Origin of the sequence: Bradyrhizobium sp. 186 (assembly GCF_023101685.1) — a bacterium.
Lineage (GTDB): Bacteria > Pseudomonadota > Alphaproteobacteria > Rhizobiales > Xanthobacteraceae > Bradyrhizobium.
Map to the genome: position 1 here is coordinate 7,353,337 of NZ_CP082164.1, position 25,613 is coordinate 7,378,949.

Below are 25,613 nucleotides of genomic sequence, written 5' to 3' on the forward strand. Positions count from 1 at the left end.
GGGCGGCAGCAGGTTGCCGCCCTCCTAGTCTGTTTACCCTTCGGCCTCAGGTCGGCCGCAGGGCCTTGGAGCTGAGGTCGAGATCGTTGACCTGCTTGTTCCGCTCGGAATCAGCCGCCGCGCGATGGTCGGTCGCCAGCACCACATAGACCGCAGGCAGCACGAACAGCGTGAACAGCGTGCCGATCGACATGCCGGCGACGACCACGAGGCCGATCGAGAAGCGGCTGGCCGCGCCCGCGCCGGTCGCGGTCAGGAGCGGGATCAAGCCCGTCACCATCGCCGCCGTGGTCATCAGGATCGGCCGCAGGCGGATACGCGCGGACATTTCGATGGCCGAGCGGCGGTCGAGCCGTTCGTTGACCTGGAGCTCGTTGGCGAACTCCACCATCAGGATGCCGTGCTTGGTGATCAGCCCCACCAGCGTCAGCAGGCCGACCTGGGTGTAGATGTTCATCGTCGCCATGCCGAAGAACAGCGGGATCAGCGCGCCCACGATCGCCATCGGCACCGAGATCATGATGACCAGCGGGTCGCGCAAGCTTTCGAACTGCGCCGCCAGCACTAGGAAGATGATGATCAGTGCGAAACCGAAGGTGATCGCGAGTTGGTTGCCTTCCTGCACATACTGCCTGCTATCGGCGAGATAGTCGTGACTGAAGCCTTGCGGCAGCTTCTTGGCCTCACCTTCGAGGAAGTCGACCGCCGCACCTACGGTCACGCCAGGCATCGGCACGGCCGAGAAGGTCGCCGAATTGAGCTGATTAAAGTGTGTCAGCGAATTCGGATCGGTCTTGGTCTCGACCGAGACCACCGTCGACAGCGGAAGCTGCTGGCCGGTGTTGGTCGTCACGTAGTAGCCGCCGAGCGATTCCGGCGAGAGCCGCTGGCCGCGCGGAACCTGCGGGATGACCTGGTAGGAACGGCCCTCGAGGTTGAAGCGATTGATGTAATTGCCCCCGAGCAGCACCGCAAGCGAGCTGCCGAGGTTCTGCATGCTGACGCCGAGATCCTGGGCCTTGGTGCGGTTGATCGTCACCTTCACGTTCGGCTGGTTGTAAGCGAGATCGCTGTCGGAGACGATGAACATGCCGCTCTTGCGGGCGGCGTCCTTCAGCTTCTCCATCTGCTCATACACCGTCTGGAATCCTGCGGTGGAGTTGATCACCATCTGCACCGGCAGGCCGCCCGGTCCCCCCGGCAGCGGCGGCAGGTTGAATGCGAAGGCCTGCACGCCCTCGATCTTGGAGAGTTCGGCCTGCACCAGCGACTTCAGCTGGATCGACGAACGCTTGCGCTCCTCCCACGGCTTCAACAGCATGCCGGCGATACCGCCCTGCGGGCCGTTGATGCCGTTCAGCACGAAGCGCAGATCGGTCTCCGGGAATTTCTGGAATTCCTTGTCGAGCTTCTCGCCGTAGAAATCGACGTAGTCGATGTTGGCGTATTTGGGCGCCTTGGTCACCGCGAACACGATGCCCTGGTCTTCCTCCGGCGCCAGCTCCTTCGACGTGTGCATGTAGAGGAAGCCGACCAGCCCGAGGATCGTGACCGCAAACAAGCCGGTGATGGCCTTGTAGTCGAGCGAGCGGTCGAGCCTCCGGCCATACCAGCGCGTCAGCGCGCCAAACACTTTGTTGACCAGCTTGGCGAAGCGGCCCTCTTCGGTGTTCTTCAGGAGCACCGAGCACATCATCGGCGACAGCGTCAGCGCGATCACGCCCGACACGATCACCGAACCCGCCAGCGTGAAGGCGAATTCGCGGAACAGCGAGCCGGTCAGGCCGCCGAGGAAGCCGATCGGCGCATACACGGCCGCGAGCGTGATGGTCATCGAGATGACGGGACCGACGATTTCGCGCGCGCCTTGCAGCGACGCCTGCACCGGTGTCTTGCCCTCTTCCAGATGGCGGTGGATGTTCTCCACCACGACGATGGCGTCGTCGACCACGAGGCCGATCGCAAGCACCATCGCGAGTAGCGTCAGCAGGTTGAAGCTGAAGCCCAGCGCCAGCATCAGCGTGCAGACGCCGATCATCGACAGTGGGATGGTAACGACGGGAATGATGACCGAACGGAACGACGCCAGGAACAGGAAGATCACCACGATCACGATGATCACGGCCTCGCCCAGCGTCTTCTCCACCTCATCGATCGACGACTGGATGAACTTGGTCGAGTCGTAGGCGACCTTCATCTTCATCGACGGCGGCAAATTGCGTTCGAGCTCGGGGAACAGCGCACGCACACCCTTGACCAGCGTCAGCGGATTGCCCTGCGGGGTGGCCTGCACGCCGATGAAGATCGCGTGCTCGCCGTTGAAGGCGACGCTCGCATCCGTGCTTTGGGCTGCAAGCTCGACGGTGGCGATGTCCTCCATTCGCACGAAGCCGCCGTCCTTCGCCTTGACGATCATCTTCTTGAACTGGTTGACGTCGGTGAGGCCCGTGTTCGTCGAGACGTTCGAGACGATGAGGTAGCCTTTGGTTTGGCCTGCCGCGGACTGGAAGTTGTTGGCGGCAATCGCCGACGAAACGTCGGCCGGCGAGATATTGCGGCCCGCCATCTTCACAGGATCAAGCCACAGCCGCATCGCAAAGGTCTGTCCGCCCAGGATGTCGGCCGAGGCCACGCCGTCAACGGTCGACAGCACCGGCTGCACCACGCGCGTCAGATAGTCGGAGATCGCTGAGCCCGACAGCTCCTCGGACGAGAAGCCGAGATACATCACGGCCGTGGTCTGGCCCGTGGTCTTGGTGACGATCGGGTCGTTGGATTCCTTCGGGATCAGGTATTTGACCGAGTTCGTCTTGGCCAGCACCTCGGTGAGCGCCTGGTTCGGATCGAAGTTCAGCTTAATGTAGACCTGGATCGTCGAGGTGCCGAGCACGGAGGACGAGGTGATGTAGTCGACACCCTCGGCGGAGGCGACCGCCTGCTCGATCGGCGTGGTGATGAAGCCCTGGATCAGGTCCGCGGACGCGCCGGGATAGACGGTCGTGATGTTGATGACCGTGTTCGAAAGCTTCGGATATTGCCGGATCGGCAGCACCATCGCCGCACGCAGGCCGATCAGAAGGATCAGCAGGCTGACGACGACCGACAGGACCGGGCGCTTGATGAAAATATCGGTAAGGGCCATCGCGGCGATCTCGATTTCTTTGTCTTAAGAAGCGTGATCCGGCCTGGCCGGATCACGCGAGTGTATTGTCAGTAGCGTGGGGGTTGCGCCGGGATCTGCGGGGCCGGGTCGGCCGAAATCGCCACCGCCGCGCCCGATTGCAGCTTGAGCTGGCCGACGGCGACGACCTTATCGCCCGGCTTCACACCTTTGAGGATTTCAACGCGACCCTCGACCCGGCTGCCGGTCTGCACGAAGGTGCGCACCGCGCTCAGGCTGGTCTTGCCGTCCTCTCCCTTCTTCTCCGTGATCACGAACACGGAGTCGCCGTACAGCGTGTAGTCGACCGCCGTCTCCGGCACGGTGATCACCGCCGGCTTGTCCGGCAGCACCACCGTGGTGGTCACGAACATGCCGGGCTTCAGGATCTTCTCCGGATTGGAGACGGTCGCCTGCACGCGGATGTTGCGGGTGTCGGTCGAAATCTGCGGCTCGATCGTGGTGATCTTGGCGTCGAAGGTGCGGCCCGGATAGGCGTCGACCTTCAGCCGGACCTTCTGACCGACCTTGAGATTGCCCGAGTCCTTTTCCGTCACCGTGAAGTTGGCCCACAGCTCCGACAGATCGGTCAGCGAGACGATGGCCGTGCCGGCGGTCAGATACTGGCCGACCTCGACCTTGCGGACGCCGAGATCGCCGGAGAATGGCGCGCGCACAAACTTTTGCGAGATCAGCGCCTCGGTCTTGGCAATGCCGGCCAGCGCCTGGTCGTAGGCCGCCTGCGCGGAATCGACGGTCGCCTGCGGACCGAACTGGCGCGACGCCAATTGCTTGGCGCGGTCGAGCGAGAGCTGGGCCACGGTCGCCTGCGCCTTGTAGCTGGCGAGGTCGCCCTGCTCCGGGGCGTCGAACAGCTGCACCAGCGGTGTGCCGCCGTCGACATGCGAGCCCGGCTCAAACTTGATCTCGGTGACACGGCCGTTGACGTCGGCGGTAACGTCGACCTGATGCACGGCGGCGAGGCCACCGACCGCGGTCAACAGATTCGGCACCACTTCCGACTTCGCCTCGGCCGCGCTGACCGAGACCGGCGGCGGCTTGTTGTTGGCGAAGAACTGCTTGATCATCTGGCCGCGGAAATAATTGAACCAGACCAGCCCGCCGACGAGCGCGCCCAGCAGCACGCCGACGATGATGAACCAAAGCACCGGCCGAACCGGACGCTTGGGAGCCTTGTTGTCGATCGGTTCGCCCGAAATCTTGTGTTCGGTTACGATGTTCATGTCATGCGCTTTCTGCAATCGCCGTCTTGCCTGCACCCGGCGCCAAATCGCGGCCCAGATGCGAAGCAATTGCGGCGTCGTTAAGTCCGATACCCCTCAGGAGAAACTCACAGAGCTGGCGCTCCAGATCGTTCGCCTTGCCGTAGACGAGGCAAGGCGTGGCCGGCAGCCTGGTCAGCGCAGCGGTCATCACCGAATGGTGCGCAAACCAGAACAGGTTGAGCGGCTCGCCGGTGCACGGCCGCGCATCGCCGGCCGCGACCGCACGCTCGAGCGAAGCGACGAAGACCGCCCCGATCAGCTTCTCGATCTTGGCATATAGCAAACGCGCGAATTCGCCATCATCCAAATGGCTCGTGGCCATCAGTCGCAGGCGCTGGGCCTCCTCCTGATCGGGGCCGTCGGCAATGTGAAGGAAGTGCTGGACCATGCCGCGGATCAGCTCAACCAAGGTGACGGTCGAGGGCTCACGCTCCAGAAGATCCATCAGCGCCGGATCGGCTTCGCATTCATCGCTGAGAATTTCAGCGTAGAGCGCCGCCTTGGAGGGGAAATGCTTGAACAGCAGGGCTTCGGAAATGGCAGCGGCGGCCGCCACGCTCTTGGTCGTGGTGCCGGTATAGCCATGCCGGGCAAAGCAGCGCTTCGCGGCACCGAGGATCAATTGACGCCTCAGGTCGCTCGTCATTCGCAGTGAGCTCATGCTAGTGAGTAAGCACTCACCCACGCAAAAGTCAAGCAGAATGGTGCGATGCAACCTAAATGCGCGCAGATTCAGTGGAAATTGGCCACACGTCCCGGGGCCGAGCCGCGCGCGAAGGGACTGCGTCCCGGCTGACGTCAGATCGGCTGGAAGCCGAGGTCTCCGCGGATCCGGTTGACGATGTAGGTGCCGTCCCGGCTTGGCAAAATCCGCTCGAAATTGGCGCTGCCGATCTTCACATTGGCAAATCTCGGTCCCGCCGAGATGTCGTGGACGGCTTTGGCGAAGGCCTCGACCTCGGCCAGGGTCGAGATCGCGCGGCTGTCCCCGATGCCGCAGGCCCTGGCGACGCCGACGAGGTCGGCGGCCGCCGAGGTGTGGCTGGTCTGGCCGCCGGTCTCGCCATAGGCCTCATTGTCGAGCACCACGATCGAGAGGTTGGACGGCTTCTGGAGCCCGATGGTGGCGAGGCTGCCCATGCCCATCAGCATCTCGCCGTCGCCGGTGATGACCAGCACGGGCAGTTTTGGTTGCGCCAGCGCGAGCCCGAGCCCGATCATCGCGGCGCCGCCCATGCCGCCCCAGAGATAGAAGTTGCGCGCGTGGTCGCCGGCGGCGGTGATGTCGTTGGTGGATGCGCCGAGGCCGCCGATCGCAACCACATCCTTGCGGTCCACGAGCAGCGTCGAGACCACCTGACGGCGGTCGAGGAGATTGGCCTTGCTCATTTGGTGAAAACCTTGGCGCCGATCAGGCGCTGCGACAACAGGACGGCGGTCGGCGTGAGCGCGTTATAGGCCTGCGCGGCTGCCGCTTCGAGCACGGCCGGCACCTCAGCCGCATTGGAGGCGCGCAGCACCTTGACGCCGGAGAGCTCGAATACGCCCTGTGTGGTCGATCCCATCGGCACCTGCCACGGATTGAACTCGCCCCACTCGCCGCGCATGGTCACGAGCGTGAGGAACGGAAAGCGCAGGATCGGGATCAGCGACAGCATGTTGATGCAGTTGCCGACCCCGCTCGACTGCATCAGCAGCACGCCGCGCTGTCCGCCGGTCCAGGCGCCGGCCAAAAGTGCCACACCCTCCTCCTCCGTCGTCAGCGGAATGCCGCGCATCGTGGAGGAGCCCAGCACGTGCTGGATCAGCGTCGAATGGCCGGCATCGGGCACGTAAGGCACCTGCCGGACGTCGAAGCGTTGCAATGTCGCAAAAATATCGTCGGGCCAATTGGGGGCCGTGTCGACAGCATCAGCGCGGGCGTGCATTTTCCTGTCCGGTCAGCTAGCAAATCACAGCAGGACTGTAGACGGTGATCAGCACAGCTCGATAGAGCGAAATCAGCATATCGGTCTCAACCGGCGAGTATGGCGGCATGAACGCAGATGCGAAAGAACTGGCGGCCAATTTCGATCTGGAGAAGCTGACACCGGAATTCTACGACAATCCGTATCCGACTTATCGTGCACTGCGGGAGAACGAGCCGGTCAAGCGCCTGCCGAACGGCACCGTTTTCCTGACCCGCTACGACGACCTCGTCACCACCTACAAGAACACGAAGTCGTTCAGCTCGGACAAGAAGCGCGAGTTCGCGCCGAAATATGGCGACACCCCGCTCTACGAGCATCACACCACAAGCCTCGTCTTCAACGATCCCCCCGCGCATACCCGCGTCCGGCGCCTGATCATGGGCGCGCTGTCGCCGCGCGCGATCGCAGGGATGGAGGGCGATCTCATCAAGCTGATCGACAGCCTGCTCGACGCCATCGCCGCCAAGGGCAGCTGCGAGCTGATCGACGACTTTGCCGCCTCGATCCCCATCGAGGTCATCGGCAATCTGCTCGACGTGCCCCACGACGAGCGCGAGCCGCTGCGCGACTGGTCGCTGGCGATTTTGGGCGCACTCGAGCCTGTCGTGTCGACTGAAGCCGCCGCGCGTGGCAACAAGGCGGTGGAAGACTTCCTCGCCTATCTCTCGACGCTGGTCGCGCGCCGGCGCGATACGCCGGGCAATCCCGAGCGCGATGTGCTGACACGCCTGATCCAGGGCGAGGAGAACGGCGAACGGCTGACCGAGAAGGAGCTGCTGCACAACTGCATCTTCCTGCTCAATGCCGGGCACGAGACCACCACCAATCTGATCGGCAACGGCCTCGTGGCGCTGCACCGGAATCCGGATCAGAAACAGCGGCTGATCGGCAACCCGGACCTGATCAAGACCGCCGTGGAAGAGATGCTGCGTTACGAGAGCTCGAACCAGCTCGGCAACCGCATGACCACGGAGCGGGTCGAGCTTGGCGGCGTCATGCTCGATGCCGGCACCTCGATCACGCTGTGCATCGGCGCCGCCAACCGCGACCCCGCGCAGTTTCCGGACCCCGAAAATTTTGACATCGCACGGACGCCGAACCGGCATCTCGCCTTCGCCACCGGCGCGCATCAATGCGCCGGCATGGCGCTGGCGCGACTCGAAGGCGCTATCGCGATCTCGCGCTTCCTGGCGCGCTTCCCGAATTATGCCGTGAGCGGCCAGCCGGTGCGCGGCGGACGGGTGCGGTTCCGCGGCTTTTTGAGCGTGCCCTGCTCGATCGGCTGAGGCCTGGGGACAAAAAAGTCGAAAACAACCCCATGCAAAGTAGGGAGTGGCCGGCGGAAGATTGCCTTGTGGATCCGCATAACCATTTGACAAGGGGAGGCAAATCGGCGGCATCGCGCGCCTCGCCGGTGCCGAGACCGATTTGAGCGCGGCGGGTGCAGTCGGTTGACGCCGGCGTAGCAATGGGGTGACGAAAGATGAGCTCCTCGGTCATTGATTTCCTCGCAACGGAAGCACGCTTTGGCGCCCGAAATTACGAGCCGGTCGGGGTCGTCCTGTCGCGCGGTGAAGGTGTCTGGGTCTGGGATACCGAAGGCAACCGTTATCTCGATTGCCTCTCCGCCTATTCGGCCGTCAGCCAGGGCCACTGCCACCCCAAGATCCTGGCGGCGATGGTGGAACAGGCGCACAGGTTGACGCTCACCTCGCGCGCCTTCCACAACGACCAGCTCGCCCCCTTCTATGAAGAGATCGCGGCGCTGACAGGCTCCCACAAGGTGCTGCCGATGAACAGCGGCGCCGAGGCGGTCGAGAGCGCGATCAAGTCGGTGCGCAAATGGGGCTATGAGGTGAAAGGCGTGCCGGACGGCCAGGCCGAAATCATCGTCTGCGCCAACAATTTCCACGGACGCACGCTGGGCGTCGTCGGCTTTTCAACCGACCCTGAGACCCGCACACACTTCGGGCCGTTCGCGCCGGGCTTCAAGATCATCCCGTTCGGCGACGCCGCGGCGCTGGAGGAAGCGATCACGCCGAATACCGTCGCCTTTCTGGTCGAGCCTATCCAGGGCGAAGCCGGCGTCATCATTCCTCCAGTCGGCTATTTCACCAAGGTGCGGGAGCTCTGCACGGCCAACAACGTCATGCTGGTGCTCGACGAGATCCAGACCGGGCTCGGCCGCACCGGCAAGTTGCTCGCCGAACAGCACGAGGGAATCGAGGCGGACGTGACGCTGCTCGGCAAGGCCTTGTCCGGCGGCTTCTATCCCGTGTCGGCCGTGCTCTCGAACAACGAAGTGCTCGGTACATTGAGACCCGGGCAGCATGGCTCAACCTTCGGCGGCAACCCGCTTGCCTGCGCGGTGGCGCGCGCGGCGATGCGCGTGCTGATCGAAGAAGGCATGATCGAGAACGCGGCCAAGCAGGGCGCGCGCTTCCTCGAAGGCTTGAAGGACATCCGTGCCAACACGATCCGCGAAGTGCGCGGACGCGGCTTGATGCTGGCGGTCGAGCTGCATCCTGAGGCCGGCCGCGCACGCCGCTACTGCGAGGCGCTCCAGGGCAAGGGCATCCTCGCCAAGGACACCCACGAGCACACGATCCGCATCGCTCCTCCGCTGGTGATCACCAGCGACCAGGTCGACTGGGCGCTCGAGCGGTTCGCCACGACCCTGACGCAGGATCTCTCTTGAGGCTGCCTGCGTCGGAAGATCGCAATGCCGGCCGCGGCCAACAACGAACGATTCCGCCACCTGTGCGTTGAAAGTTGTGGGCGATTTCGAGCTGGGAGCGACGATCATGCTTCCGCGTGGCGTTTGCCTGACGGCTTTTTTGGTTAGTGTCTCGATGCTGACGGCGAACGTCGGCGCGTTCGCCCAGGGACCCCAGGGACACGGAAGGGGTGGACCACCAGGGCCGGCCGCAGCGCCGGCAGCTCGGCCAGCACCACCTGCCATGGCCCGTCCGGCGGCGCCGCCGGCCATGGCGCGTCCGGCCGCGCCGGCATTCCATCCCCCGGCCATGCCGCAGCGCCCGGCCATGGCGCCACGTCCGGCGCCGCACATCGCCTCACCGCCGCCGCGTCCGGCCCCTCACTTCGCTGCACCGCCGCCGCGGGCTGCCCCGCACGTGGCGGCGCCGCGGCCTGAATTCCATCGGGCGCCGGCAGCGCCGCAACGTCCGGCCATGGCACCCCGGCCGACGCCGCATATCGCCGCCCCCTCGCGTCCAAGCGCAGCGCCGACCGTGAGCGATCGGCTGTCGCGACGGGATCAGATCGAACACCGCGCGCAACAGGATCAGCAGCAGATCCAGCAGCGCCAGCAGATGGTGCAGCAGCGGCAGCGCGAGGTGCTGTCGCGCCAGACCGCGGACCGCCAGACCCGCATCGACCGCCTGCAGCAGCGCGTGCAGCAAGTGCAGTCGCAAAAACCGGAAGGCACACGCGCGCAACGCGCGCAGCAACGGATGCTCCAGACGCAGAACCGCTTGCTTGACCGTGAGCAGCGCGCGCAGCAAAGTGACCTGGCGCGCCAGCAGCGGCTTGGACTACAGGCTCCGGCCGGGCGCGCCCCAGCTACTGCGGCCGCCGTGCAGGCCGCCGAGCGCGGACGGTTTGCCGCGCGCTTCCGCGAGCAGGCCACTCCGCAAACCCAAGCGGCCCTCGTGGCCCGCCAAAGCGGCTGGGCTCCCCGGCAGGCCTGGCGGCACCGCCATCCCGCGGTGTTCGTGGCGTGGCTTGGGCCGGTGTTCTGGCCTTACGCCTATTCCGACATTTTTGACTACACGTTCTGGTCCTACGCTTACGAGCCTGGCTATTGGGCCTACGCCTATGACGACTTCGTCGACACCGTGTTCTGGGGCGGTGACGGCCCCTATTCCGCCTATGCCAGCACCAACCCGTATGACTATCCGCAATCCGGCGGCGGCTACCGCGCGCGCCAGCGCGCCAGCGTGAGCCCGCAAACGCTACAGCAATTGTGCGGCGCTCCGGACAAAGGCGTCACGGCGTGGCCGCTCGCCGATATCGCGCGGGCGGTGCGGCCGACACCGGAGCAGCGCGCGTTGCTCGACGAGTTGAAGGCTGCGGCGGCAAGGGCCGCAGATGTCTTCAAGGACTCCTGCGCGGAGACCTATGCGTTGACGCCGCTCGGCCGCTTGCGGGCGATGATGAACCGCGTCAGTGCGACGTTGGAAGCGGTCAAGATCGTGCGACCGGCACTGGAGAATCTCTATAACTCGCTCAGTGACGAGCAGCAGGCCCGCTTCAACGCGCTCGGCCCCAATGTCGGCGAGCGCTCGCCGCAGCAGCAGCAAGCCAGTGCCGAGGGCTGCGGCGATCCGAAGTCCGGCCTGACCCAGTTGCCGATTCAACGACTCGAGGCCGTGCTCCACCCCGCGGGCAAGCAGAAGGAAGCGCTCGACCGCCTGAGCGAAGCGACGGCCAAGGGCGTTGAGGGGCTACAGGCGGCCTGTCCGAACGATGTACCGCTGACGCCGGTCGGACGGCTGGAGGCGATGCAGCACCGGCTCGAGGCCATGCTGACAGCCGCCAAGCTGGTCGAACCCGCCCTGGACGAGTTCTATGCCACGCTGAGCAGCGAGCAGAAGGCGCGCTTCAACACGCTGCAACAGGTCGCAAGCCCGTGAGGGTAGCGTCGCATTCTCTCGTTGCAATCGCGCAACGGCCGAACGACGTGGGTGACGTAGTCGCCCTGCCTCAAAGCTCGACGAGAACATGCGGCGTGTCCGGGCCGCGGCTCCCTGTGAGAAGACAGCCTCGTTCCGTCCTCACACGGCGGAAATCGTCGTCCGTCGAGCGTTATTCGTGTTTGTGATCGCTTGAGGCCGCTCTACCTCATTCGAGCTAATTGGCGTTGCATTGTTGGAAGTAAGAAGACAGCTCAAGATCAACTAGTGGTTCATCACAGTGATTTTGACGTTTTGATACCGAGCCATTCGAGGATCGGCAAGCTTTCCGGCGGCACGAGGATTTCGATGCTTCTGGGGACGCCAGGTTGACGGCGAATGAAACCGTTTCGTTCGAGGGTGACGATCATCTGGTGGACCGAAGGCGGGCTGACGCGGAAATGGCGCTGCATGTCGGTTTCGGCGGGTGGGCGTCCGAACATGTGCGCGTAGGTGTAGATAAAGGCCAGGTAGTGTCCCTGCTTCTCCGTGAAGTGCGTGCCTGATTTTTGACTCATCGCTGGATTCGTCCCGGCCTCCGACAAGGAGGCGAAGCATGAATGTACGTTATCGGGTCGAATTGAGCCAAATCGAGCGGGACGAACTGACGGCGATGCTGGGCGGCGGGAAGCATGCTGCCCGCAAGCTCAAGCGGGCGCAGATTTTGCTGGCGGCCGATGCCGGCAGTTGCGACGCGGAGATTGCCCGGTCTGTCCGGGTCAGCCTGTCCAGCATCGGCCGGACCAAGCGCCGCTTCGTGGAAGGCAATCTGGAGCGGGCCTTGAGCGAGGAACCGCGTCCGGGCGCAGAGCGCAAATTGACCGGCAAGGAGGAGGCCCTGCTGGTGGCGACGGCGTGCGCCAAGCCGCCCGCCGGCCGCAAACGTTGGACGCTGACGCTGCTGGCGGACACGATGGTCAAGCTCACCGATCATGACAGCCTGTCGGGCGAGACCGTGCGTCGCCGGCTGGCCGAGAACGACCTCAAGCCATGGCGCAGGGACATGTGGTGCATCCCCTATGTCGACGGCGAATACGTCGCCCGCATGGAGGACGTGCTCGACCTCTACGCCGAGGCGCCGGATCCCGTCCGGCCGCTGGTCTGCTTCGACGAGACCCCCGTCCAGCTCATCGGCGAGGTCCGTCAGCCGATTCCAGCCGAGCCGGGACAGCGCGAGCGTTACGATTACGAGTACCGCCGCAACGGCACCGTCAATCTCTTCGTTACCTTCGACCCGCATCGTGGCTGGCGCAACGTCAAGGTCACCGAGCACCGCGCCGCCGTGGACTACGCCTACTGCATGCGCGAACTCGTCGACGTCCATTATCCCGACGCCGACTGCATCCGCCTCGTGCAGGACAATCTGTCGATCCATACCGCCGGCGCGTTGTATCAAGCATTTGCGCCTGCTGAGGCCCGTCGCATCCTGCGCCGCCTCGAATTCCACTTCACCCCGAAACACGCCAGTTGGCTCAATATGGTCGAGTGCGAGATCAGCGTGCTCCAGCGCCAGTGCCTCGGCCGCCGCATCGACGACCCCAAAAGGCTCCGAAACGAGATCGCAGCATGGCAAAAGCGGCGGAATAAAACCCGAGCCCGCATCAAATGGATGTTCACAACCGACAAGGCCCGCGCCAAACTCGGCCGCGCCTATCCAGCCACCGCCAAAGAGTCAAAATCACTGTGATGAGCCACTAGGTGATCCCAGTATTCTGCTTCTGCGAGCAGCTTCCATTTGTTCATGCTGTTGTACGCGGCCTGTTGCCGGCAGCGGCCCTTCCTGGATGGTGGTTAGCTTGCGATCAGAACGGGCCGGACAAAGTTTTTCGCCGGCCCGCCCGGGCGGCGAGCACCGTCAGAGGGCGGCTGCAAGGGCTGCTTGGGAAGCCAACGCCGCCGTCGATGGCAGATCATCTTTCCACCATTCGGCCGTTCGTCGTGGGGGCCGAGTGCCCACCAACACCCACCTTGGTTTTCAAGATTGCGCGAGCATCAGCAGGCAAGCTTCGGTTCGCCGGAAGCACCAGACCTGCGCCTAGATGCGAGTGCCTTTATGCGTCACTAAACGAAGGCATTAAACCTCAGCAAGTTCCTGCACGAGTACCTTCGCGGAACGAAGGTCTGTTGTTTCGAAGCCTTCCGTAAACCAGCCGTAAACGGAGCCAAGGAGGCCTCGCGCGTCGGCCATCCGGCCCTGGTCGCGCCAAAGCCGAGCCAGACTCATGGCTGCACGTAATTCAAAGGATTTCGCGCTTTGGCTCTGGGCAATCTTGAGCGCAGCTTGCAAGTAATTCTCGACCTCCTCAGCTGGAGCACCACGAATGTGATGCAGTTCGCCATCAATGCATGCAAGTTCCGCCTCCCACATGTGCTCTTCGTTGCGCGCAGCAATGGCCTTCGCTTCCGCCAGGGTGGCCAAACCGTTTTCGTCGTCACCCAACCGGTGGTACGTCGCCGCGAGCATCCACAAGTACCGGACCTGGTACCAACTGGCTCCGAGCCTGGCCCGCTCGTTCAGACTGAGGCGCATGAGCGCCAGGCCGCCCTCCACGTTACCTTCTTGTGCCATTGCCCAACCCCGCAGGATGAGGCCGCTCAAGCGCCAATAGTTCAAGCTGTGCTGATCGGCGAGATCGATGATGGCTTCGGCGTGCGCATGCACAGCCGCCATGTCACCCATCAGCTCCGCAGGCCCCGCTCCGCCATAGACCTGCACGTGCGCGGTAAGGTTCGTCTGATTTAGCTCCGCAGCGTATTCAAACGCCGCGCGGCTGGTCCTCTGGGCCTGTTCGGGGTAGCCAAGTATCCAAAGCACAATTGCCAAGTAGGGTAACGCGGAGGCCTTAGGGTCATGTACATAGTGAACTGGCGGCGGCCGATGCGTGTCCGGCTGATAACGACTCAAGATCGTTTCGAGCTCCGAGCGAGCCGTAAGAAAGTCGCCGGCATGCATGGCGGTGAGCGCCGCCAAACGATGTGTAGCTAGTTCAAGTGCCGTGTCGCCGGTCCGCTCGGCGGCGCGTTGCGCCTCGGCAACAAGGCTCTGCATGGCACCAAAGTCGCCGCGCACGAAGTGGAAAATGAACTTCCCGCTAAGAGTAGCGAACAAGGCACCCGTGTCATCGAGTTCATAACAGAGCGCGTGAGCCCTGCTGAAGGCAGTGCCCAGTTGCGGAGCCGTGTATCCGTAAATGGCGATCAGCGGGCCTCCGATCGCCGTTTGCAGCGCGAGTTCCTGGCGATCGCGCTCCGGTCCTTGTGGATTGGACTTGAGTGCCTCCAGTCCCCTTGTGAGGTGAGTGATCGCTTCGAGATTGGCGGAACGTCCCGCTGCAATCCAGCCGGCCCGCAGCCAATAGCCGACTGCCTTTCCCGCCAGCCCACCCTGCGTAAGGTGTGAAGCAATCGTTTCCGGCTCGGCCTCCGCGCGGGCAGGATACTGTTCTTCGAGAGCTGCAGCGATGCGGGCATGGATCTGCTGCCGCTTGCTCTTTAAGAGGCTCTCATGCGCGATGTCTTGGACCAGCGCGTGTTTGAAGCTGTAGCCAATATCCGGAGGTGCTCCACGCCGGAATATGAGCTCGGCTCTCAATAGCTCGTTGAGAGCACGCTGGAGCGCGTGTTCGTCGAGCGCTGTAACTGATCGCAAAAGGTCGTGTCCGAATTCGCGCCCGATGCAAGCAGCGATCTGCGCGACTTCCTTGACCGGCGCCAACCGATCGAGGCGGGCCATCAAGGAGTCCTGCAGCGTCGTCGGGATCGCCAGCGGCGGCAACGGGCCTATCAACTCGTAGCGATTGCCATGGTCTTTGAGCAGTCCGGATTCAACGACGGCCTTGGTAAGCTCCTCGACAAATAACGGCACGCCATCAGTTTTAGCCAAAATCTGCTCAAGCACCTCTTGTGGAAGTATTTTGCCGCCAGTGATCCGGTCAACGATAGCCGTCCCTTGCCTGCGACCTAGTCGGCTTAAAGAGAGCGCTGTCACGTGCCCATGACCTGTCCAGCGCGGAACGAACTCTGGCCGGAAGGTGACAATCATCAGAATCGGAAGTTGCTGCACCTCGTCAACGGCCCGGTCGAGGAGTTCGAGCATGGTGGGGTCTGCCCAGTGAACATCCTCGTAAACGGCGAGCAGCGGCTGCTTTGCCGCCAGGCCCTGTATCTGCTCCAGGAGAGCCTGGAACGTTCGCTCCTTCTTCTGGTGTGGACTAAGTGCAAGTGGCGGGTATCTCTCACCCGTCGGGATTGCCAAGAGGTCCGCCAGAACCGGCGCGCACTTATGCACGTCGTTTGTAGCAAGAGCGAGCATGGCCTCGAGTTTATCGAGCTGTTCTTCGGGAGCGTCCTCCCGTCGTATTCCTGCTGCCCGCTCAAGGAGGCCAATGATAGGGTACAACGCGGTGCTGGTATGGAACGGAGAACAGAAATGGCTCAGTGGCGTGTGCGGCGTACCTGCGAGGTGCTCGCGCAGCGCCCGCACGAGCCGGGACTTGCCAATGCCTGCTTGGCCGCCGAGCAGGACGATCTGTCCCTCTCGCTCTTTCGCCTGCTCCCAGCGGTCCAAGAGCAATGCAAGTTCTTGATTCCGTCCGACGAGCGCGGTCGTTGCCATACCGTGCTGGGCATCGAACCGACTCTCGGCCGCGCCCTCGCCAATGACAAGCCAGGCCTGCACTGGTTCCGGGAAACCCTTGAGAGGCACCGTGCCGAGGTCCTGGTACATGAAGGCTTCGGCGAGTAGGCGGCGCGTTGACTCAGCGATCACCACATCACCAGGCTCGGCCAGACTCTGCAGTCGGGCAGCCAGGTTCGGGGTTTCGCCGATCACTGCGCGCTCGCGAGCTTCTCCCTCGCCTATCAGTTCGCCGACCACGACGAGACCGGTTGCAATGCCGACGCGAGCGGCAAGCGCTACACCGCCCGGCTCGGTTAGGGAGGCGACCGCCTTGGTCACTCGAAGCCCGGCGCGGACGGCACGCTCCGCCTCATCTTCATGCGCCCGCGGCCAACCGAAATACGCGAGAACGCCGTCGCCCAAGAGCTTGGCTATGTGGCCTTCGAACCTGGCGATCTCGCCCGCCACGCTGTTGTGGTAGGCCTGCATGAGGTCACGCAGTTCCTCGGGGTCGCGCCCTGAGGCGAGCGCGGTTGAACCGACCAAGTCGACGAACATGACCGTAAGCTGCCGACGGTCCGCCTCTGAGGGTAGTGCCGGCCTTATCTGTTCAGTTGGCTCACCAGCATCAATGGGGGCGGTAGCGATCGATGATGAGCGTGCTTGAATCGCCTTCAGTACGGTCTTGCGCGGGCCGAGCGGCAAGCCAAGTTCTCGCAGATCGGCTTCAGCCAGATCTTGCAGGACATCAGGCGTGACTTCGGCTTCCTGGAAGGCCTGAGTGTAGCGCTCCAGCCCAAGATTGCGAAGCCATTCGGCTATGTCCACGCGAAGTCTCCTCGCGCGGCGCCAAGCGATACGACGGCGAGCTCAGTTGAAGGTATGCAACCTCAGCTTCAGTGAGCCGTCCACTTGACGCTCGAACACATGGGTGGCAATGCCGCCAGCACTTTGGCGGCTCCCATCGGGTCCCTTGCCATTGGCCGTCCATTTTGCGGTACTGTAGACGACCTTCTCATCTCCACCCACGTCTATGACCGTTAGTTTGTGATCAGTGAATCCGCCCGAAAACAGCCCAGCGAAGAAATTCTCGATTTCTTCCGGACCCGATATGACCTGATGCGTCGGTGGCAGTTTGAAATATAGGTTGCGGCGACCGCTTTAGCGTCAGCTTTGTTGAACGCCGAATCCCAGGCGGCATAAGCTCCAGTAACTTCGGCTCCAACGTCGAAGCTCGTCGAGGAGGCCAAGTTCGTCATGATTCCCTCCCTCAGGTTAGCCTTGGTGACTACCGCATCTTATCACTGCTGGGCAGTGCGCGAAATCGGGAACGTGCGGGAACCGGGCTAGACCAGGGATCTAACGAGGGCATTCCATACTTCCGGTCACGGTCATTCGCGATCGTGTCGAGCCCGGCAGCAAGTCCGACCGATGTCCCTTCTGCCGCCGGAAGCGGACGCAAATTCAGAGCATAGGGCCATGCTGACGGCCGCCAAGCTGGTCGAACCCGCCCTGGACGAGTTCTATGCCACGCCGAGCAGCGAGCAGAAGGCGCGCTTCAACACGCTGCAACAGGTCGCAAGCCCGTGAGCGCAGCGTCGCATTCTCTCGCTGCAATTGCGCAGCGGCCGAACGACATGGGTGACGTAGTCGCCCTGCCTCAAAGCTCGACGAGAACATGCGGCGTGTCCGGGCCGCGGCTCCCTGTGAGAAGACAGCCTCGTTCCGTCCTCACGCGGCGGAAATCGTCGTCCGTCGAGCGCTATTCGTGTTTGTGATCGCTTGAGGCCGCTCTACCTCATTCGAGCCAATGGCGTTGCATTGTTGGAAGTAAGAAGACAGCTCAAGATCGGCTAGGTGATCCCAGTATTCTGCTTCTGCGAGCAGCTTCCATTTGTTCATGTTGTTGTACGCGGCCTGTTGACGGCACAGCGAACCCATCGCACGCAAGCGTCGCACCTTCTCCACTGCGAACCCTCCCTTCGCGCTTGTTTGCTTACAAGCGCATTTGTGTTGTCACAACTTCGCAGATTGAATTGACGAGTGATAGTCCGGTGTTTGACGGGCAATCGATGATAGCGCAATCGTCTGACTTTTCACCGAACAATCGGGCCGAACGGCGTGGGCATCGACGGCAGCAAAAGGCGCTGCGCAGAATGACAGAGCGTCTGGCAGCCCCTCAGAGGCCACCCGCGTCGGAAGCGTTCTTTTAGAAGGTAACGGCTCCAGTCCGACCGACTGGAGCCGTTTTCTTTATCCGAAGTGAGCAGCTCCAGCCCTGAGGGGCAATGTCGCGTTCTCAGCGCCGCAGCCCCTTCGGCCTACGTTGTACGCAGGCATGCAACAAAGCTCGCATCGGACGACGGGTTCCTAAGTCGCATTCCATTTCAGGACTGAAATTTTAATTGTGAGCGGCCCTTCCCTGGATGGTGGTTAGCTTGCGATCAGACCGGGCCGGACAAAGTTTGATCCCGAAACTATTTTTTGGCCCGGCGCATTGGACTGCAAGACCGCCTTCGGGCGGTCTTTCTTTTTCGCCGCAATGAAACGGGTCCGGGGCTGGACCACGCCGGCGCCTTCGGCGAAAGTCGCTAGCCTTGCCACGCCGATTACAACAATGGCCCCGACGATTACCCGTCGGGGCCATTCAAGATCATCAGGCATGGGTACATCCGCCGTGCCTTCTGATCGTTGATGCCACCGATTACCGCATCCGATCTGGCGCAGACTGTGGCGAGGCTGCGGCATCGGGATAATGACATTCTGCATGAAAGCTGATGGCTGTCCACGTCATCATTGGTGGTACTCCAACCAGCTCGCTGAACCGCACGAACGATGCCCCCGAGACAATCGCGTCGTGTCAGCGCCGATATCCTGATGCTAGATTTCACGACGGCAGGGAGCACCTGCTTCCTGCTTCATACCGAACGGAGGACGACATGCCTGATAGCGTCTACAAGGTCATTGAACTGATCGGTACCAGCAACGACTCATGGGAAAAGGCGGCCGCCAATGCGGTCGAGCAAGCCGCAAAATCTCTCCGGGATCTTCGCATTGCGGAGGTCGTCAAACTCGATATGCAACTGGATGCCAAGGGAAAAGTAGAGGCCTATCGCGCCAAGCTCAACGTATCGTTCAAGTTCGAGGGCTCCTGAGCCTCAGCACCTCGCCCCGCTTGCGGGCGAGGATGGCTCATTGGAGCAAGGCGTGTCGCGCGGCCCGCCAACCGGCGTTTTTGACCCATCTCGGAAGTAGGCCCTAGTCCAACTGGGACCCGATATGCTTTGATGCGTGGGGGCGGGAACTGTGACGCGTGGTGGCCTCATGTACATGGTCATTCGCAAGTACACCAAGGTTCGTTCGGTTGCGGACGCTGCCCGCCGCGCCAAGAGCGGCATCGGTCAGATCCTAAGTCAATCGCGCGGATTCAGATCTTACTATGTGCTGGATGGGGGCAACGGCGTTGGTGTCGCAGTGATGATATTCGAGGACCGCGAAAGCGCCAATGCAGCGAACGCCAAGATACTGGAGTTTGTTCAAGCAAGTCTGCATGACCTCGATCTTGGAGATCCCGAAATCACTACCGGCGAAGTTTTGGTGAACATAGAACGTGATGAGTCCTCGGACATAAAGTATTCGTAAGCCGCCAGTTGTGTGGGTGCGGTCGCTTGCTGGTGCAGTCGACCTGTTCGCTGTCGCATTGGAGCGATCGCGCCCTGGACATCCGCACGTCGTCCGTCAGGAATATTCGACTGCTCGTGCTTTTCGAGGAGCACCAACAACATGAAGCAACACACCTCCGAAACATTTTTCACCACAGCGATCGACTGGACGTCGCTTGTGCTTATGGGCACCGCGATGCCGCCCCGAGATCCTGATGAAGATGACGAGGACGAGGACGAAGAGGACAGAGAGGAGGATGACGCCGACGAACCGGCGGTCGTACGCGAGCCGGACGAAAACTAGACTAGCCCATCTCTGGCAGTCGGCGCTATAATGTATCTTCCATGGGCTGGGATGCGAAAGACGTAGCGCTGCTCAAAAGGCTCTGGGCCGCAGGACAGAGCGCGGCGCAGATTGCGCGCCGTCTCGGGTGTAGCCGTAACGCAGCCTGCGGCATGCTAACCCGTTTAGGCTTGAAGCGTGGCCACAAGCCGCCAACAGCAAGACCCAAGATAAGGCCGACCGCGAAGCCAAGGCCGGCGTCGTCGGCCGCCTGCGCCCGTCCAGTGGCAAAAAAGGTGTCGCGGAACACAGCCGAGAGGCAGCCACCCAAGGAATTCAGCAAGCAGCAGCTTTACGCCATTCTAGCTGAAGCGGTCAGGAACACTGGCTAAGAGCCCACCACGACCGTCGGCTTGCGATGGCGGTCGGGATGATCGGGCGCAGTCTTGCCCATCACAATCAAACTCTCGCAATTCTCGTTCGTCGTGCCGGAGGTGAACCATTTGCGCCCGTTGATGACGTAGTCGTTGCCGTCGCGCCGGACCTCGCACTTGCCGCTTACCGATCATCAACCATAGAAAATGATCTGAAAATTTTAGGGAAACAATACGGTCACCTCCGCGTCGGTTAGTCGGAGGGATGCCGCATGTCCACAGAGGGCCGATTCACCGAGCAAGAAGCCCGGATCGCGCGCTATCGCCTGTTGGAACGAGAGGTTACCGACCCGCTCGCCGCATGTCTGCTCCACGACATCATCCTTGAGCTCGAAGCTGATCTCCAGAAAGACCGCGAGGTCACCAAGCGAGCTCTGTCCGCGTCCACTTAAGGCATGGTCGACCGACCTCCTCCCTCGTTGCTCCGCGAATGGTCACCATACTACCCGGGATATCACCACGCGCCTCTCGGCTGTTATCGGTGAATGAGAGCATTGTGCTCCCGCAGCGACGAAGAGGTGGTCCATATATCAAACATCCCAAACTCAAAGTTCGCGAGTGGCTGGCGCCTCCGGCATTGCTGCCAATCGATTTCGTGTCCCGGATAGTTGCACAGCACCATTCTGTTGATATGACGATTGAGTCACTTGACATCGTCCCAAAATTTTTTGTCGAGAGTCGCAAAGCGAACCGACAGCCCATATCACCTGGGACATAGTGGTAACTGGGCTGGACAGGAGCTCATCAAAAACCAAATCGGACACACGGAAGCGGGCATCCCGCCTCCACGAACTCCTGCGGCGCAAATCGGCGCCGGGGAAACGGTGTCGCTTGAGTATGGGGATAGTCGTGAGTGAAAGTGAAATGAAAGCTGAACCGAACGGAACGAACGGCTCTGCGATGCCGTCGCTCGAATTCCCGAAGCTTGCGCTGCACGGCGTACTCAGGGAAGTTTCCGAGCAGGGCGTGACCCGCGCGCGGGAAGGCTGCGAGAAGATCAAAGCGGCGACCGAGGAGATGGCCGAAGCATTGCGCGAGACTTATTCTACCAACGCAAGGAGCGCGACCGACTACGGCCTCAAGATCATCGAGATCTCAAACGCCAATACCGCCTCCGCGATCGATTTCTTCATCCACCTCCTGGGTAGCAGGTCGGCGACCGATCTCGTTGCCGTGTCGACAGGGCAGGCGCGCAGGGCTTTCGATACCGCATCCGCCCAGAGCAAGGACCTGTGGGTTCTGACGCAGAAGTTTGCGACAGAAACTGGCGAGCCGCTCAGGAAGCACGTCGCCAAGGTACTTCACCAGGGTAGCTAAGCCGCAGTCAACTACATCCAGGTTCGTTCAAGAGGGAGATCCGGCCGGTTGGACCAAGCTCCGCCACGAGCATGCCCACCCATGCTCGGTCGAAGAACAGGCAGGTGCGCGATGCCCCCCAAGCCCACCGCACCAACAAGAAGCGCAATCCAATCGGCCGGTTTGTTTTTAAAGACCAATAGAGAAAATCCAAAAAATTAAATCCAGGGGAGGCTCACATGGGCATGATCATGATCAGGTGTCCGCAGACCGGACGCGCGATCCCGACCGGGATCAAGACCGATCGCGAGAGCTTTCGGCGCAGCCCCGTTTTCTTTGCACACACTCGCTGCCCGATTTGCCGGTCCAATCACGACTGGTTCGCCCGGGAAGCCTGGGTCGACGAGGCCGGCGGCTTTGCGCCTCGCACCGCCCGCTTACTGGCGTGATCGACCAAACATGCATCGATGATCGCGATGGAGGGACACCATGGCGCACATGCAAATTTCGCGGGGAACGTCCGCTTGGCTTTTGCAGGCGAAGGATTTTCTTATCGAGGCACGACGGCTGAAGCCGGGCCCTGCGCGCAACGAGTTGCGTGAGGTGGCGCGAGTGCTGCGCGAAATTGCGGAGCTTGAGGCTGAATCCGCGTCAGGCTCTGGTCGAGCGAAGACAAGCTGATCAACTCGAAACATCAGCTGCTCGCAAGGCATCACCTCGATATCACATCAGGTGGCGTGACCGGAATGCTAGATCTGGGCACACCGATCGACAAAATCTCATCGAGTTCGCGAGTCATGGTGCCGTGGCATTCGCAAGCGGCCGCAGCAAGCCGCATTAGATCGACTTCGATCTGACCTCGTCGCTCCGATCGGATCGCTCCGGACGCGCGCAGACTGCGCATCAGGAGAGTCACTGTGGTTCGCCGCACGCCGAGTATCTGCGACAGCGCTTCCTGGGTGAGCGGAAGGACGTCGTGGTCGGTCCGATTGCGAAACTGGAGCAGCCAGCGGGCCATCCTTGCCTGGACCGGATGTAACGCATTGCATGCCACGCCGAGTTGAAACTGCGCAAGCATCGCCCTGATGTGAAGCTGGACGACCTGCCGTATTGCTGGGCTTCGATCGAACGCCGCCTTAAACCGCGAGGCCGGAATCCGCGAGGCAGTGCCCGCCACACGAACGACGGCCGTGATCGCTGAAGGCGACGGTCCAAGCACCGAAAGCATGCCGACAGCGCCCTCGCGGCCGACAGCGGCAGTGGCAACCGTCTGCCCGCTTGCCATGTTGACCATCAGCGAAACGGCCCCGCTATCGGGGAAGACAATGTGCTCAAGACGGTCGCCGGTGCGCGAGAGAACCGCGTCCTGATCGAGCGCGACTGTCTCCAGGTCGGATGCAAGCGAAGCGAAGTCCGCTGGTGGCACTGCCGCCAGGAGGCGGTTGCGAATTCGCCCGGGGAAAATCACGTCAGGAAGCCTCTCGGGCGAGGCATCTTCTGGCTTGTCCATTCCGAGAGGAAGGGCGACTTCAGGGGTTGTTTGAATCTGTGTTCACCAGGCGCAACGCAGCCGAATTCGCTTGCAGACGTTATTAATCTCAACAATCAAACTCCAAACGCTCACAACGCCGATGCGATTATTCTGCGTTGGCCGCTGAAAGAGTTAGCAGTATTTGCGAGGCCCCAGACAATTGCAAAATGCGTATGGGTAACACCGTAGTGCGTTCCGCAACAGCAGTTCCATTGCCAAGCGAAGGCATGCCATGTCCGCTCTGCCCTTGGGGGCGGCATGGCGAGCTCGCCCTGGCAAGTCGGCGAAGGGGCCACGAACGGACCCTTGTCAGGTTCTCTTATTCTATCTGCCCGAGGTCTCGGTTAGCATCTTAAGCTGGCCCGCTAGGCCGCTAAGGCTGCACGATCACCGATCATGGTCGGGAACCCATTCCTCCGCGGTTGAGTCCCAATGATGGGTGTCGTCGAAGTGTTTCCAGAGTGGCCGCCTTGACTTGCTTTCGCCCTTCTGTCGGTTTGCATTCAGTGTGCGGAGTTGGACGACGAGCGTCCCAGCCATCGTCACCCATTCGCGAGCATTATATCGGGAGTTCCATTTGATTGCGGTGTGCATTGAATGCCTCCTTCAAAGTAAGAAGCCTTCGCCACATTAGCCCGGGCCAAGAACACAGGGATGTAAACTACTTCACAGTCAGTCAACATCTTCGACATAGCCGCGGGCGATCTTACTGCGCGGTGACTGCAACTGCGTTCGATATTCCGGCGTCCGGCATAGGTCACGTTGCCGCGCGATCAAAACGCACGCGCCGAAACGTAGCATCGTACTTTGTGCGCGAACGCACGTCCTTTCGACCAGAGTGCATTTATCGCTGGTGGGCGTGCGTCGATAGAGGCCAGCGCATAAACGCGTCCGACAAACGATTGATTTGGGGGAGACGTCTGCAAACCGGTCATTTGGACTGGCCTAGGAAGAAGTTTGTTCAGCAAATCATCGGCGCGCCACTTCCGGTAAGGATCAATAGGGACGGTTTGACCGGCGCTCTGCCACTTCCGGTCTGTCCCGATCACCAGACCATTTCGTACCGCAGCCGAGCTTCGCACAAGGGCCAAACCCGGAAGTAGGTGCATCATTTATTCCATTCGCCTCCTCGGCGCGCTCAGCCGAGCGGAAGTCTCGGAGGCCACTCGACTGTCCAGCATTGTCATCGTTCAAAAAGGTTCAGAAAACTGCGGCGACGATGGCGTGCAGCAGTTTCGCGTTGCTATAGCCAATATCCTCACGCGTTAACCCCATGCGCAAGATCACCAATTTGCGCGAGGGGATGACCGTGATCGTCTGGCGCAGGTGCCCGTTCAACATGAACGTGTCGGCGGGAAGGGCAAACCCCAGGCCTGGGGCCAACCAAAGCTGTCCACGACCATAGACAGGACCGTGGCCGTCATCGGACGCAGGCGCGGGCGAGCGCATGTAATCGACGAAACCCGCCGGCAAAAGCTGTTGGCCCTTCCATTCTCCGCCCAGGCGCAAAAATTCGCCGAAACGCGCCCAATCATGTGCATTGGCGTAGAGAAAGGCTTCGCCGAGGAATGTGCCCGACGGGTCGGATTCGAGAACGGCGCTGGTCATACCCAAGGGCTTGAACAATCGCTCCTGCGGGAAAGCCTGCGCCGCCGGTCCAATCGCGTTCTGCCAGATCCGCGCCAACAGGACGGACGAGCCTGACCCGTAATGGAATGTCGTCCCGGGCGCGGCGACGAGCGCTTTATCCCTCGCAAAGGCCGCCGCATCTCTCACCAGGAATTCCAAACGCGCGGCGTCATTGATGAGGCCCTCGTCCTCGTTGAATTCCAAACCGCTGGACATAGCCATCAAGTCGGCCACCGAGATATCCGCGCGCGCGTCCCCGGACCACTGCGGAAACAGACCCTTCTGGTCCAGCGAAAGCTTGCCGTCCTTGATCGCCATTCCGACCAGGGCGGCATTGACGGTTTTCGTCATCGACCAGCCCAGCAAGGGTGTCGAAGCATTGAAGCCTTCGCCATAGGTCTCCCCGACAATGCGCCCGTCATGGACGACGACGATCGCGCGCATGCCCGGTCCTTGGAGAACCGGATCGTTCAGCGCCGCCCACAAACGACGATCATCGGACAATTGCGCTGTCTCGCCGATCGGCCAAAGCGCTTCAGGCATCGGCAGCGGCAGCAATGACGGCGCGGCAGCGCGGGCCGGGATTTCGTCTTTTGAAACCAGTGTGCAACCACGCCCCTCGGCATATGCGGCGTAACGCTTGCCGAACAGGCCGAAAAGCGCGGCCTCGACACGCCGGTTGGCGGTATCGATGTCGATTTTCATGAGTTTGACGACGAGATGTTCCGCAAACTGCACGTCGGTTCGAATCGCCGCATCCGCGTCCCGTTTGGCGACGAACACGTTCGAGCAGACGGTTTTTGCCGCATAAGCGGAGGCGAGCGGCAACAATTCCGGACGGACGAAGGCGAGCAAGCCGCTCAGCCCCAAAATCCCTAGAAGCAGAATCGCTAGGAGAAATTTGAATAATCTGAGAACCCAACGCATGCTTCCCCGCTCCATCGCAATGCCGAACATGGGCATCGACTGAAAATATGAGCCTTTGGCGTTCGCTTTTAAATAGATTCTGAGATGACTCTCAACTCATCAAAGCATGTCGGGCCGCTGCCC

Annotated in this window: 23 protein-coding genes and 2 pseudogenes; 13 read left to right on the plus strand and 12 right to left on the minus strand. The window is 61.7% G+C overall.

Annotation, left to right across the window (positions count from 1 at the left end; genetic code table 11):
* Window positions 1-46: 46 nt before the first annotated feature.
* The 5 genes from IVB18_RS35490 to IVB18_RS35510 all read right to left on the minus strand — a co-directional run bounded on the left by IVB18_RS35490 (window position 47) and on the right by IVB18_RS35510 (window position 6,374).
* Window positions 47-3,142, minus strand: coding sequence for a MexW/MexI family multidrug efflux RND transporter permease subunit (locus tag IVB18_RS35490; protein WP_247984947.1), 3,096 nt, complete (start codon window positions 3,140-3,142; stop codon window positions 47-49).
* 68 nt (window positions 3,143-3,210) lie between these two features.
* Complete coding sequence (locus IVB18_RS35495) at window positions 3,211-4,404, minus strand: efflux RND transporter periplasmic adaptor subunit (protein ID WP_247984948.1); 1,194 nt, start codon at window positions 4,402-4,404, stop codon at window positions 3,211-3,213.
* A 1-nt stretch (window position 4,405) separates the two neighbouring features.
* Window positions 4,406-5,107, minus strand: a complete 702-nt coding sequence (locus tag IVB18_RS35500; RefSeq protein WP_247984949.1) for a TetR/AcrR family transcriptional regulator — start codon at window positions 5,105-5,107, stop codon at window positions 4,406-4,408.
* A 137-nt stretch (window positions 5,108-5,244) separates the two neighbouring features.
* Window positions 5,245-5,835: a thiamine pyrophosphate-dependent enzyme gene (locus IVB18_RS35505; RefSeq protein WP_247984950.1), complete on the minus strand. Its 591-nt coding sequence runs from the start codon at window positions 5,833-5,835 to the stop codon at window positions 5,245-5,247.
* The gene (locus IVB18_RS35510; RefSeq protein WP_247984951.1) at window positions 5,832-6,374 is read right to left on the minus strand and encodes a phosphonopyruvate decarboxylase; all 543 of its coding nucleotides are present in this window, start codon (window positions 6,372-6,374) and stop codon (window positions 5,832-5,834) included. The genes IVB18_RS35505 and IVB18_RS35510 overlap by 4 nt, the downstream gene beginning before the upstream one ends.
* 107 nt (window positions 6,375-6,481) lie before the next feature.
* Here IVB18_RS35510 and IVB18_RS35515 point away from each other — a divergent pair, with 107 nt between their 5' ends.
* The 3 genes from IVB18_RS35515 to IVB18_RS35525 all read left to right on the plus strand — a co-directional run bounded on the left by IVB18_RS35515 (window position 6,482) and on the right by IVB18_RS35525 (window position 11,071).
* Entirely contained in the window at window positions 6,482-7,702 is a 1,221-nt protein-coding gene (locus IVB18_RS35515; RefSeq protein ID WP_247984952.1) for a cytochrome P450, read from the plus strand.
* A gap of 197 nt (window positions 7,703-7,899) precedes the next feature.
* A complete protein-coding gene (rocD, locus tag IVB18_RS35520) occupies window positions 7,900-9,114 on the plus strand; it encodes an ornithine--oxo-acid transaminase (protein ID WP_247984953.1) in 1,215 nt (404 codons plus the stop codon).
* Between the two features lie 262 nt (window positions 9,115-9,376).
* On the plus strand, window positions 9,377-11,071 hold the full coding sequence (locus IVB18_RS35525; protein WP_247984954.1) for a Spy/CpxP family protein refolding chaperone: 1,695 nt from the start codon (window positions 9,377-9,379) through the stop codon (window positions 11,069-11,071).
* Window positions 11,072-11,346: 275 nt separating this feature from the next.
* On the opposite strand, the gene IVB18_RS35530 is transcribed toward IVB18_RS35525, so the two are convergent.
* Complete coding sequence (locus IVB18_RS35530; RefSeq protein WP_247983521.1) at window positions 11,347-11,628, minus strand: helix-turn-helix domain-containing protein; 282 nt, start codon at window positions 11,626-11,628, stop codon at window positions 11,347-11,349.
* 38 nt (window positions 11,629-11,666) lie between these two features.
* Between IVB18_RS35530 and IVB18_RS35535 the strand changes: the two genes are divergently transcribed.
* A complete protein-coding gene (locus IVB18_RS35535) occupies window positions 11,667-12,797 on the plus strand; it encodes an IS630 family transposase (protein ID WP_247984173.1) in 1,131 nt (376 codons plus the stop codon).
* A gap of 387 nt (window positions 12,798-13,184) precedes the next feature.
* Here the strand turns inward: IVB18_RS35535 and IVB18_RS35540 are convergent, their stop codons facing one another.
* Window positions 13,185-16,556: an adenylate/guanylate cyclase domain-containing protein gene (locus IVB18_RS35540; RefSeq protein WP_247984955.1), complete on the minus strand. Its 3,372-nt coding sequence runs from the start codon at window positions 16,554-16,556 to the stop codon at window positions 13,185-13,187.
* Window positions 16,557-17,099: 543 nt separating this feature from the next.
* Between IVB18_RS35540 and IVB18_RS35545 the strand changes: the two are divergent.
* Window positions 17,100-17,318: pseudogene (locus IVB18_RS35545) on the plus strand (Spy/CpxP family protein refolding chaperone); the annotation flags it as partial.
* 141 nt (window positions 17,319-17,459) lie between these two features.
* Here the strand turns inward: IVB18_RS35545 and IVB18_RS35550 are convergent.
* Window positions 17,460-17,696 carry a hypothetical protein gene (locus tag IVB18_RS35550; protein WP_247984956.1) on the minus strand — a complete coding sequence of 79 codons (237 nt, stop codon included), beginning with the start codon at window positions 17,694-17,696 and terminating at the stop codon, window positions 17,460-17,462.
* A 465-nt stretch (window positions 17,697-18,161) separates the two neighbouring features.
* Window positions 18,162-18,392 carry a hypothetical protein gene (locus IVB18_RS35555; RefSeq protein WP_247984957.1) on the minus strand — a complete coding sequence of 77 codons (231 nt, stop codon included), beginning with the start codon at window positions 18,390-18,392 and terminating at the stop codon, window positions 18,162-18,164.
* Window positions 18,393-18,505: 113 nt separating this feature from the next.
* Here IVB18_RS35555 and IVB18_RS51835 point away from each other — a divergent pair, with 113 nt between their 5' ends.
* The 4 genes from IVB18_RS51835 (at window position 18,506) to IVB18_RS35575 (ending at window position 20,065) form a co-directional block, all read left to right on the plus strand.
* Entirely contained in the window at window positions 18,506-18,883 is a 378-nt protein-coding gene (locus tag IVB18_RS51835; protein ID WP_276581201.1) for a dodecin family protein, read from the plus strand.
* 169 nt (window positions 18,884-19,052) lie between these two features.
* A complete protein-coding gene (locus IVB18_RS35565) occupies window positions 19,053-19,370 on the plus strand; it encodes a hypothetical protein (RefSeq protein WP_247984958.1) in 318 nt (105 codons plus the stop codon).
* A gap of 141 nt (window positions 19,371-19,511) precedes the next feature.
* Complete coding sequence (locus IVB18_RS35570; RefSeq protein ID WP_247984959.1) at window positions 19,512-19,694, plus strand: hypothetical protein; 183 nt, start codon at window positions 19,512-19,514, stop codon at window positions 19,692-19,694.
* 41 nt (window positions 19,695-19,735) lie between these two features.
* On the plus strand, window positions 19,736-20,065 hold the full coding sequence (locus IVB18_RS35575) for a GcrA family cell cycle regulator (RefSeq protein ID WP_247984960.1): 330 nt from the start codon (window positions 19,736-19,738) through the stop codon (window positions 20,063-20,065).
* A 5-nt stretch (window positions 20,066-20,070) separates the two neighbouring features.
* On the opposite strand, the pseudogene IVB18_RS52020 reads toward IVB18_RS35575, so the two are convergent.
* Window positions 20,071-20,223, minus strand: a pseudogene (locus IVB18_RS52020) (acyl-CoA dehydrogenase); the annotation flags it as partial.
* Window positions 20,224-20,319: 96 nt separating this feature from the next.
* On the opposite strand from IVB18_RS52020, the gene IVB18_RS35580 reads away from it, so the two are divergent.
* The 4 genes from IVB18_RS35580 to IVB18_RS35595 all read left to right on the plus strand — a co-directional run bounded on the left by IVB18_RS35580 (window position 20,320) and on the right by IVB18_RS35595 (window position 22,084).
* Window positions 20,320-20,499, plus strand: a complete 180-nt coding sequence (locus tag IVB18_RS35580) for a hypothetical protein (protein WP_247984961.1) — start codon at window positions 20,320-20,322, stop codon at window positions 20,497-20,499.
* Window positions 20,500-20,971: 472 nt separating this feature from the next.
* Window positions 20,972-21,424 carry a phasin family protein gene (locus IVB18_RS35585; protein ID WP_247984962.1) on the plus strand — a complete coding sequence of 151 codons (453 nt, stop codon included), beginning with the start codon at window positions 20,972-20,974 and terminating at the stop codon, window positions 21,422-21,424.
* A gap of 218 nt (window positions 21,425-21,642) precedes the next feature.
* A complete protein-coding gene (locus tag IVB18_RS35590) occupies window positions 21,643-21,852 on the plus strand; it encodes a hypothetical protein (RefSeq protein WP_247984963.1) in 210 nt (69 codons plus the stop codon).
* 40 nt (window positions 21,853-21,892) lie between these two features.
* The gene (locus IVB18_RS35595) at window positions 21,893-22,084 is read left to right on the plus strand and encodes a hypothetical protein (RefSeq protein ID WP_247984964.1); all 192 of its coding nucleotides are present in this window, start codon (window positions 21,893-21,895) and stop codon (window positions 22,082-22,084) included.
* Window positions 22,085-22,115: 31 nt separating this feature from the next.
* Here IVB18_RS35595 and IVB18_RS35600 read toward each other — a convergent pair whose 3' ends face one another.
* Both IVB18_RS35600 and IVB18_RS35605 read right to left on the minus strand, forming a co-directional pair.
* On the minus strand, window positions 22,116-22,871 hold the full coding sequence (locus IVB18_RS35600) for a Crp/Fnr family transcriptional regulator (RefSeq protein ID WP_247984965.1): 756 nt from the start codon (window positions 22,869-22,871) through the stop codon (window positions 22,116-22,118).
* A 1,263-nt stretch (window positions 22,872-24,134) separates the two neighbouring features.
* Window positions 24,135-25,520, minus strand: a complete 1,386-nt coding sequence (locus IVB18_RS35605) for a serine hydrolase (protein WP_247984966.1) — start codon at window positions 25,518-25,520, stop codon at window positions 24,135-24,137.
* Between the last annotated feature and the right edge of the window lie 93 nt (window positions 25,521-25,613).

Excerpts from the sequence above, each read along its gene's own strand:
- IVB18_RS35490 (WP_247984947.1), bottom strand. The coding sequence starts at position 3,142 with ATGGCCCTTACCGATATTTTCATCAAGCGCCCGGTCCTGTCGGTCGTC.
- IVB18_RS35495 (WP_247984948.1), bottom strand. The coding sequence starts at position 4,404 with ATGAACATCGTAACCGAACACAAGATTTCGGGCGAACCGATCGACAAC.
- IVB18_RS35500 (WP_247984949.1), bottom strand. The coding sequence starts at position 5,107 with ATGAGCTCACTGCGAATGACGAGCGACCTGAGGCGTCAATTGATCCTC.
- IVB18_RS35505 (WP_247984950.1), bottom strand. The coding sequence starts at position 5,835 with ATGAGCAAGGCCAATCTCCTCGACCGCCGTCAGGTGGTCTCGACGCTG.
- IVB18_RS35510 (WP_247984951.1), bottom strand. The coding sequence starts at position 6,374 with ATGCACGCCCGCGCTGATGCTGTCGACACGGCCCCCAATTGGCCCGAC.
- IVB18_RS35515 (WP_247984952.1), top strand. The coding sequence starts at position 6,482 with ATGAACGCAGATGCGAAAGAACTGGCGGCCAATTTCGATCTGGAGAAG.
- rocD (WP_247984953.1), top strand. The coding sequence starts at position 7,900 with ATGAGCTCCTCGGTCATTGATTTCCTCGCAACGGAAGCACGCTTTGGC.
- IVB18_RS35525 (WP_247984954.1), top strand. The coding sequence starts at position 9,377 with ATGGCCCGTCCGGCGGCGCCGCCGGCCATGGCGCGTCCGGCCGCGCCG.
- IVB18_RS35530 (WP_247983521.1), bottom strand. The coding sequence starts at position 11,628 with ATGAGTCAAAAATCAGGCACGCACTTCACGGAGAAGCAGGGACACTAC.
- IVB18_RS35535 (WP_247984173.1), top strand. The coding sequence starts at position 11,667 with ATGAATGTACGTTATCGGGTCGAATTGAGCCAAATCGAGCGGGACGAA.
- IVB18_RS35555 (WP_247984957.1), bottom strand. The coding sequence starts at position 18,392 with ATGCCTGATGATCTTGAATGGCCCCGACGGGTAATCGTCGGGGCCATT.
- IVB18_RS51835 (WP_276581201.1), top strand. The coding sequence starts at position 18,506 with ATGGCTGTCCACGTCATCATTGGTGGTACTCCAACCAGCTCGCTGAAC.
- IVB18_RS35565 (WP_247984958.1), top strand. The coding sequence starts at position 19,053 with ATGTACATGGTCATTCGCAAGTACACCAAGGTTCGTTCGGTTGCGGAC.
- IVB18_RS35570 (WP_247984959.1), top strand. The coding sequence starts at position 19,512 with ATGAAGCAACACACCTCCGAAACATTTTTCACCACAGCGATCGACTGG.
- IVB18_RS35575 (WP_247984960.1), top strand. The coding sequence starts at position 19,736 with ATGGGCTGGGATGCGAAAGACGTAGCGCTGCTCAAAAGGCTCTGGGCC.
- IVB18_RS35580 (WP_247984961.1), top strand. The coding sequence starts at position 20,320 with ATGTCCACAGAGGGCCGATTCACCGAGCAAGAAGCCCGGATCGCGCGC.
- IVB18_RS35585 (WP_247984962.1), top strand. The coding sequence starts at position 20,972 with ATGAAAGCTGAACCGAACGGAACGAACGGCTCTGCGATGCCGTCGCTC.
- IVB18_RS35590 (WP_247984963.1), top strand. The coding sequence starts at position 21,643 with ATGGGCATGATCATGATCAGGTGTCCGCAGACCGGACGCGCGATCCCG.
- IVB18_RS35595 (WP_247984964.1), top strand. The coding sequence starts at position 21,893 with ATGGCGCACATGCAAATTTCGCGGGGAACGTCCGCTTGGCTTTTGCAG.
- IVB18_RS35605 (WP_247984966.1), bottom strand. The coding sequence starts at position 25,520 with ATGTTCGGCATTGCGATGGAGCGGGGAAGCATGCGTTGGGTTCTCAGA.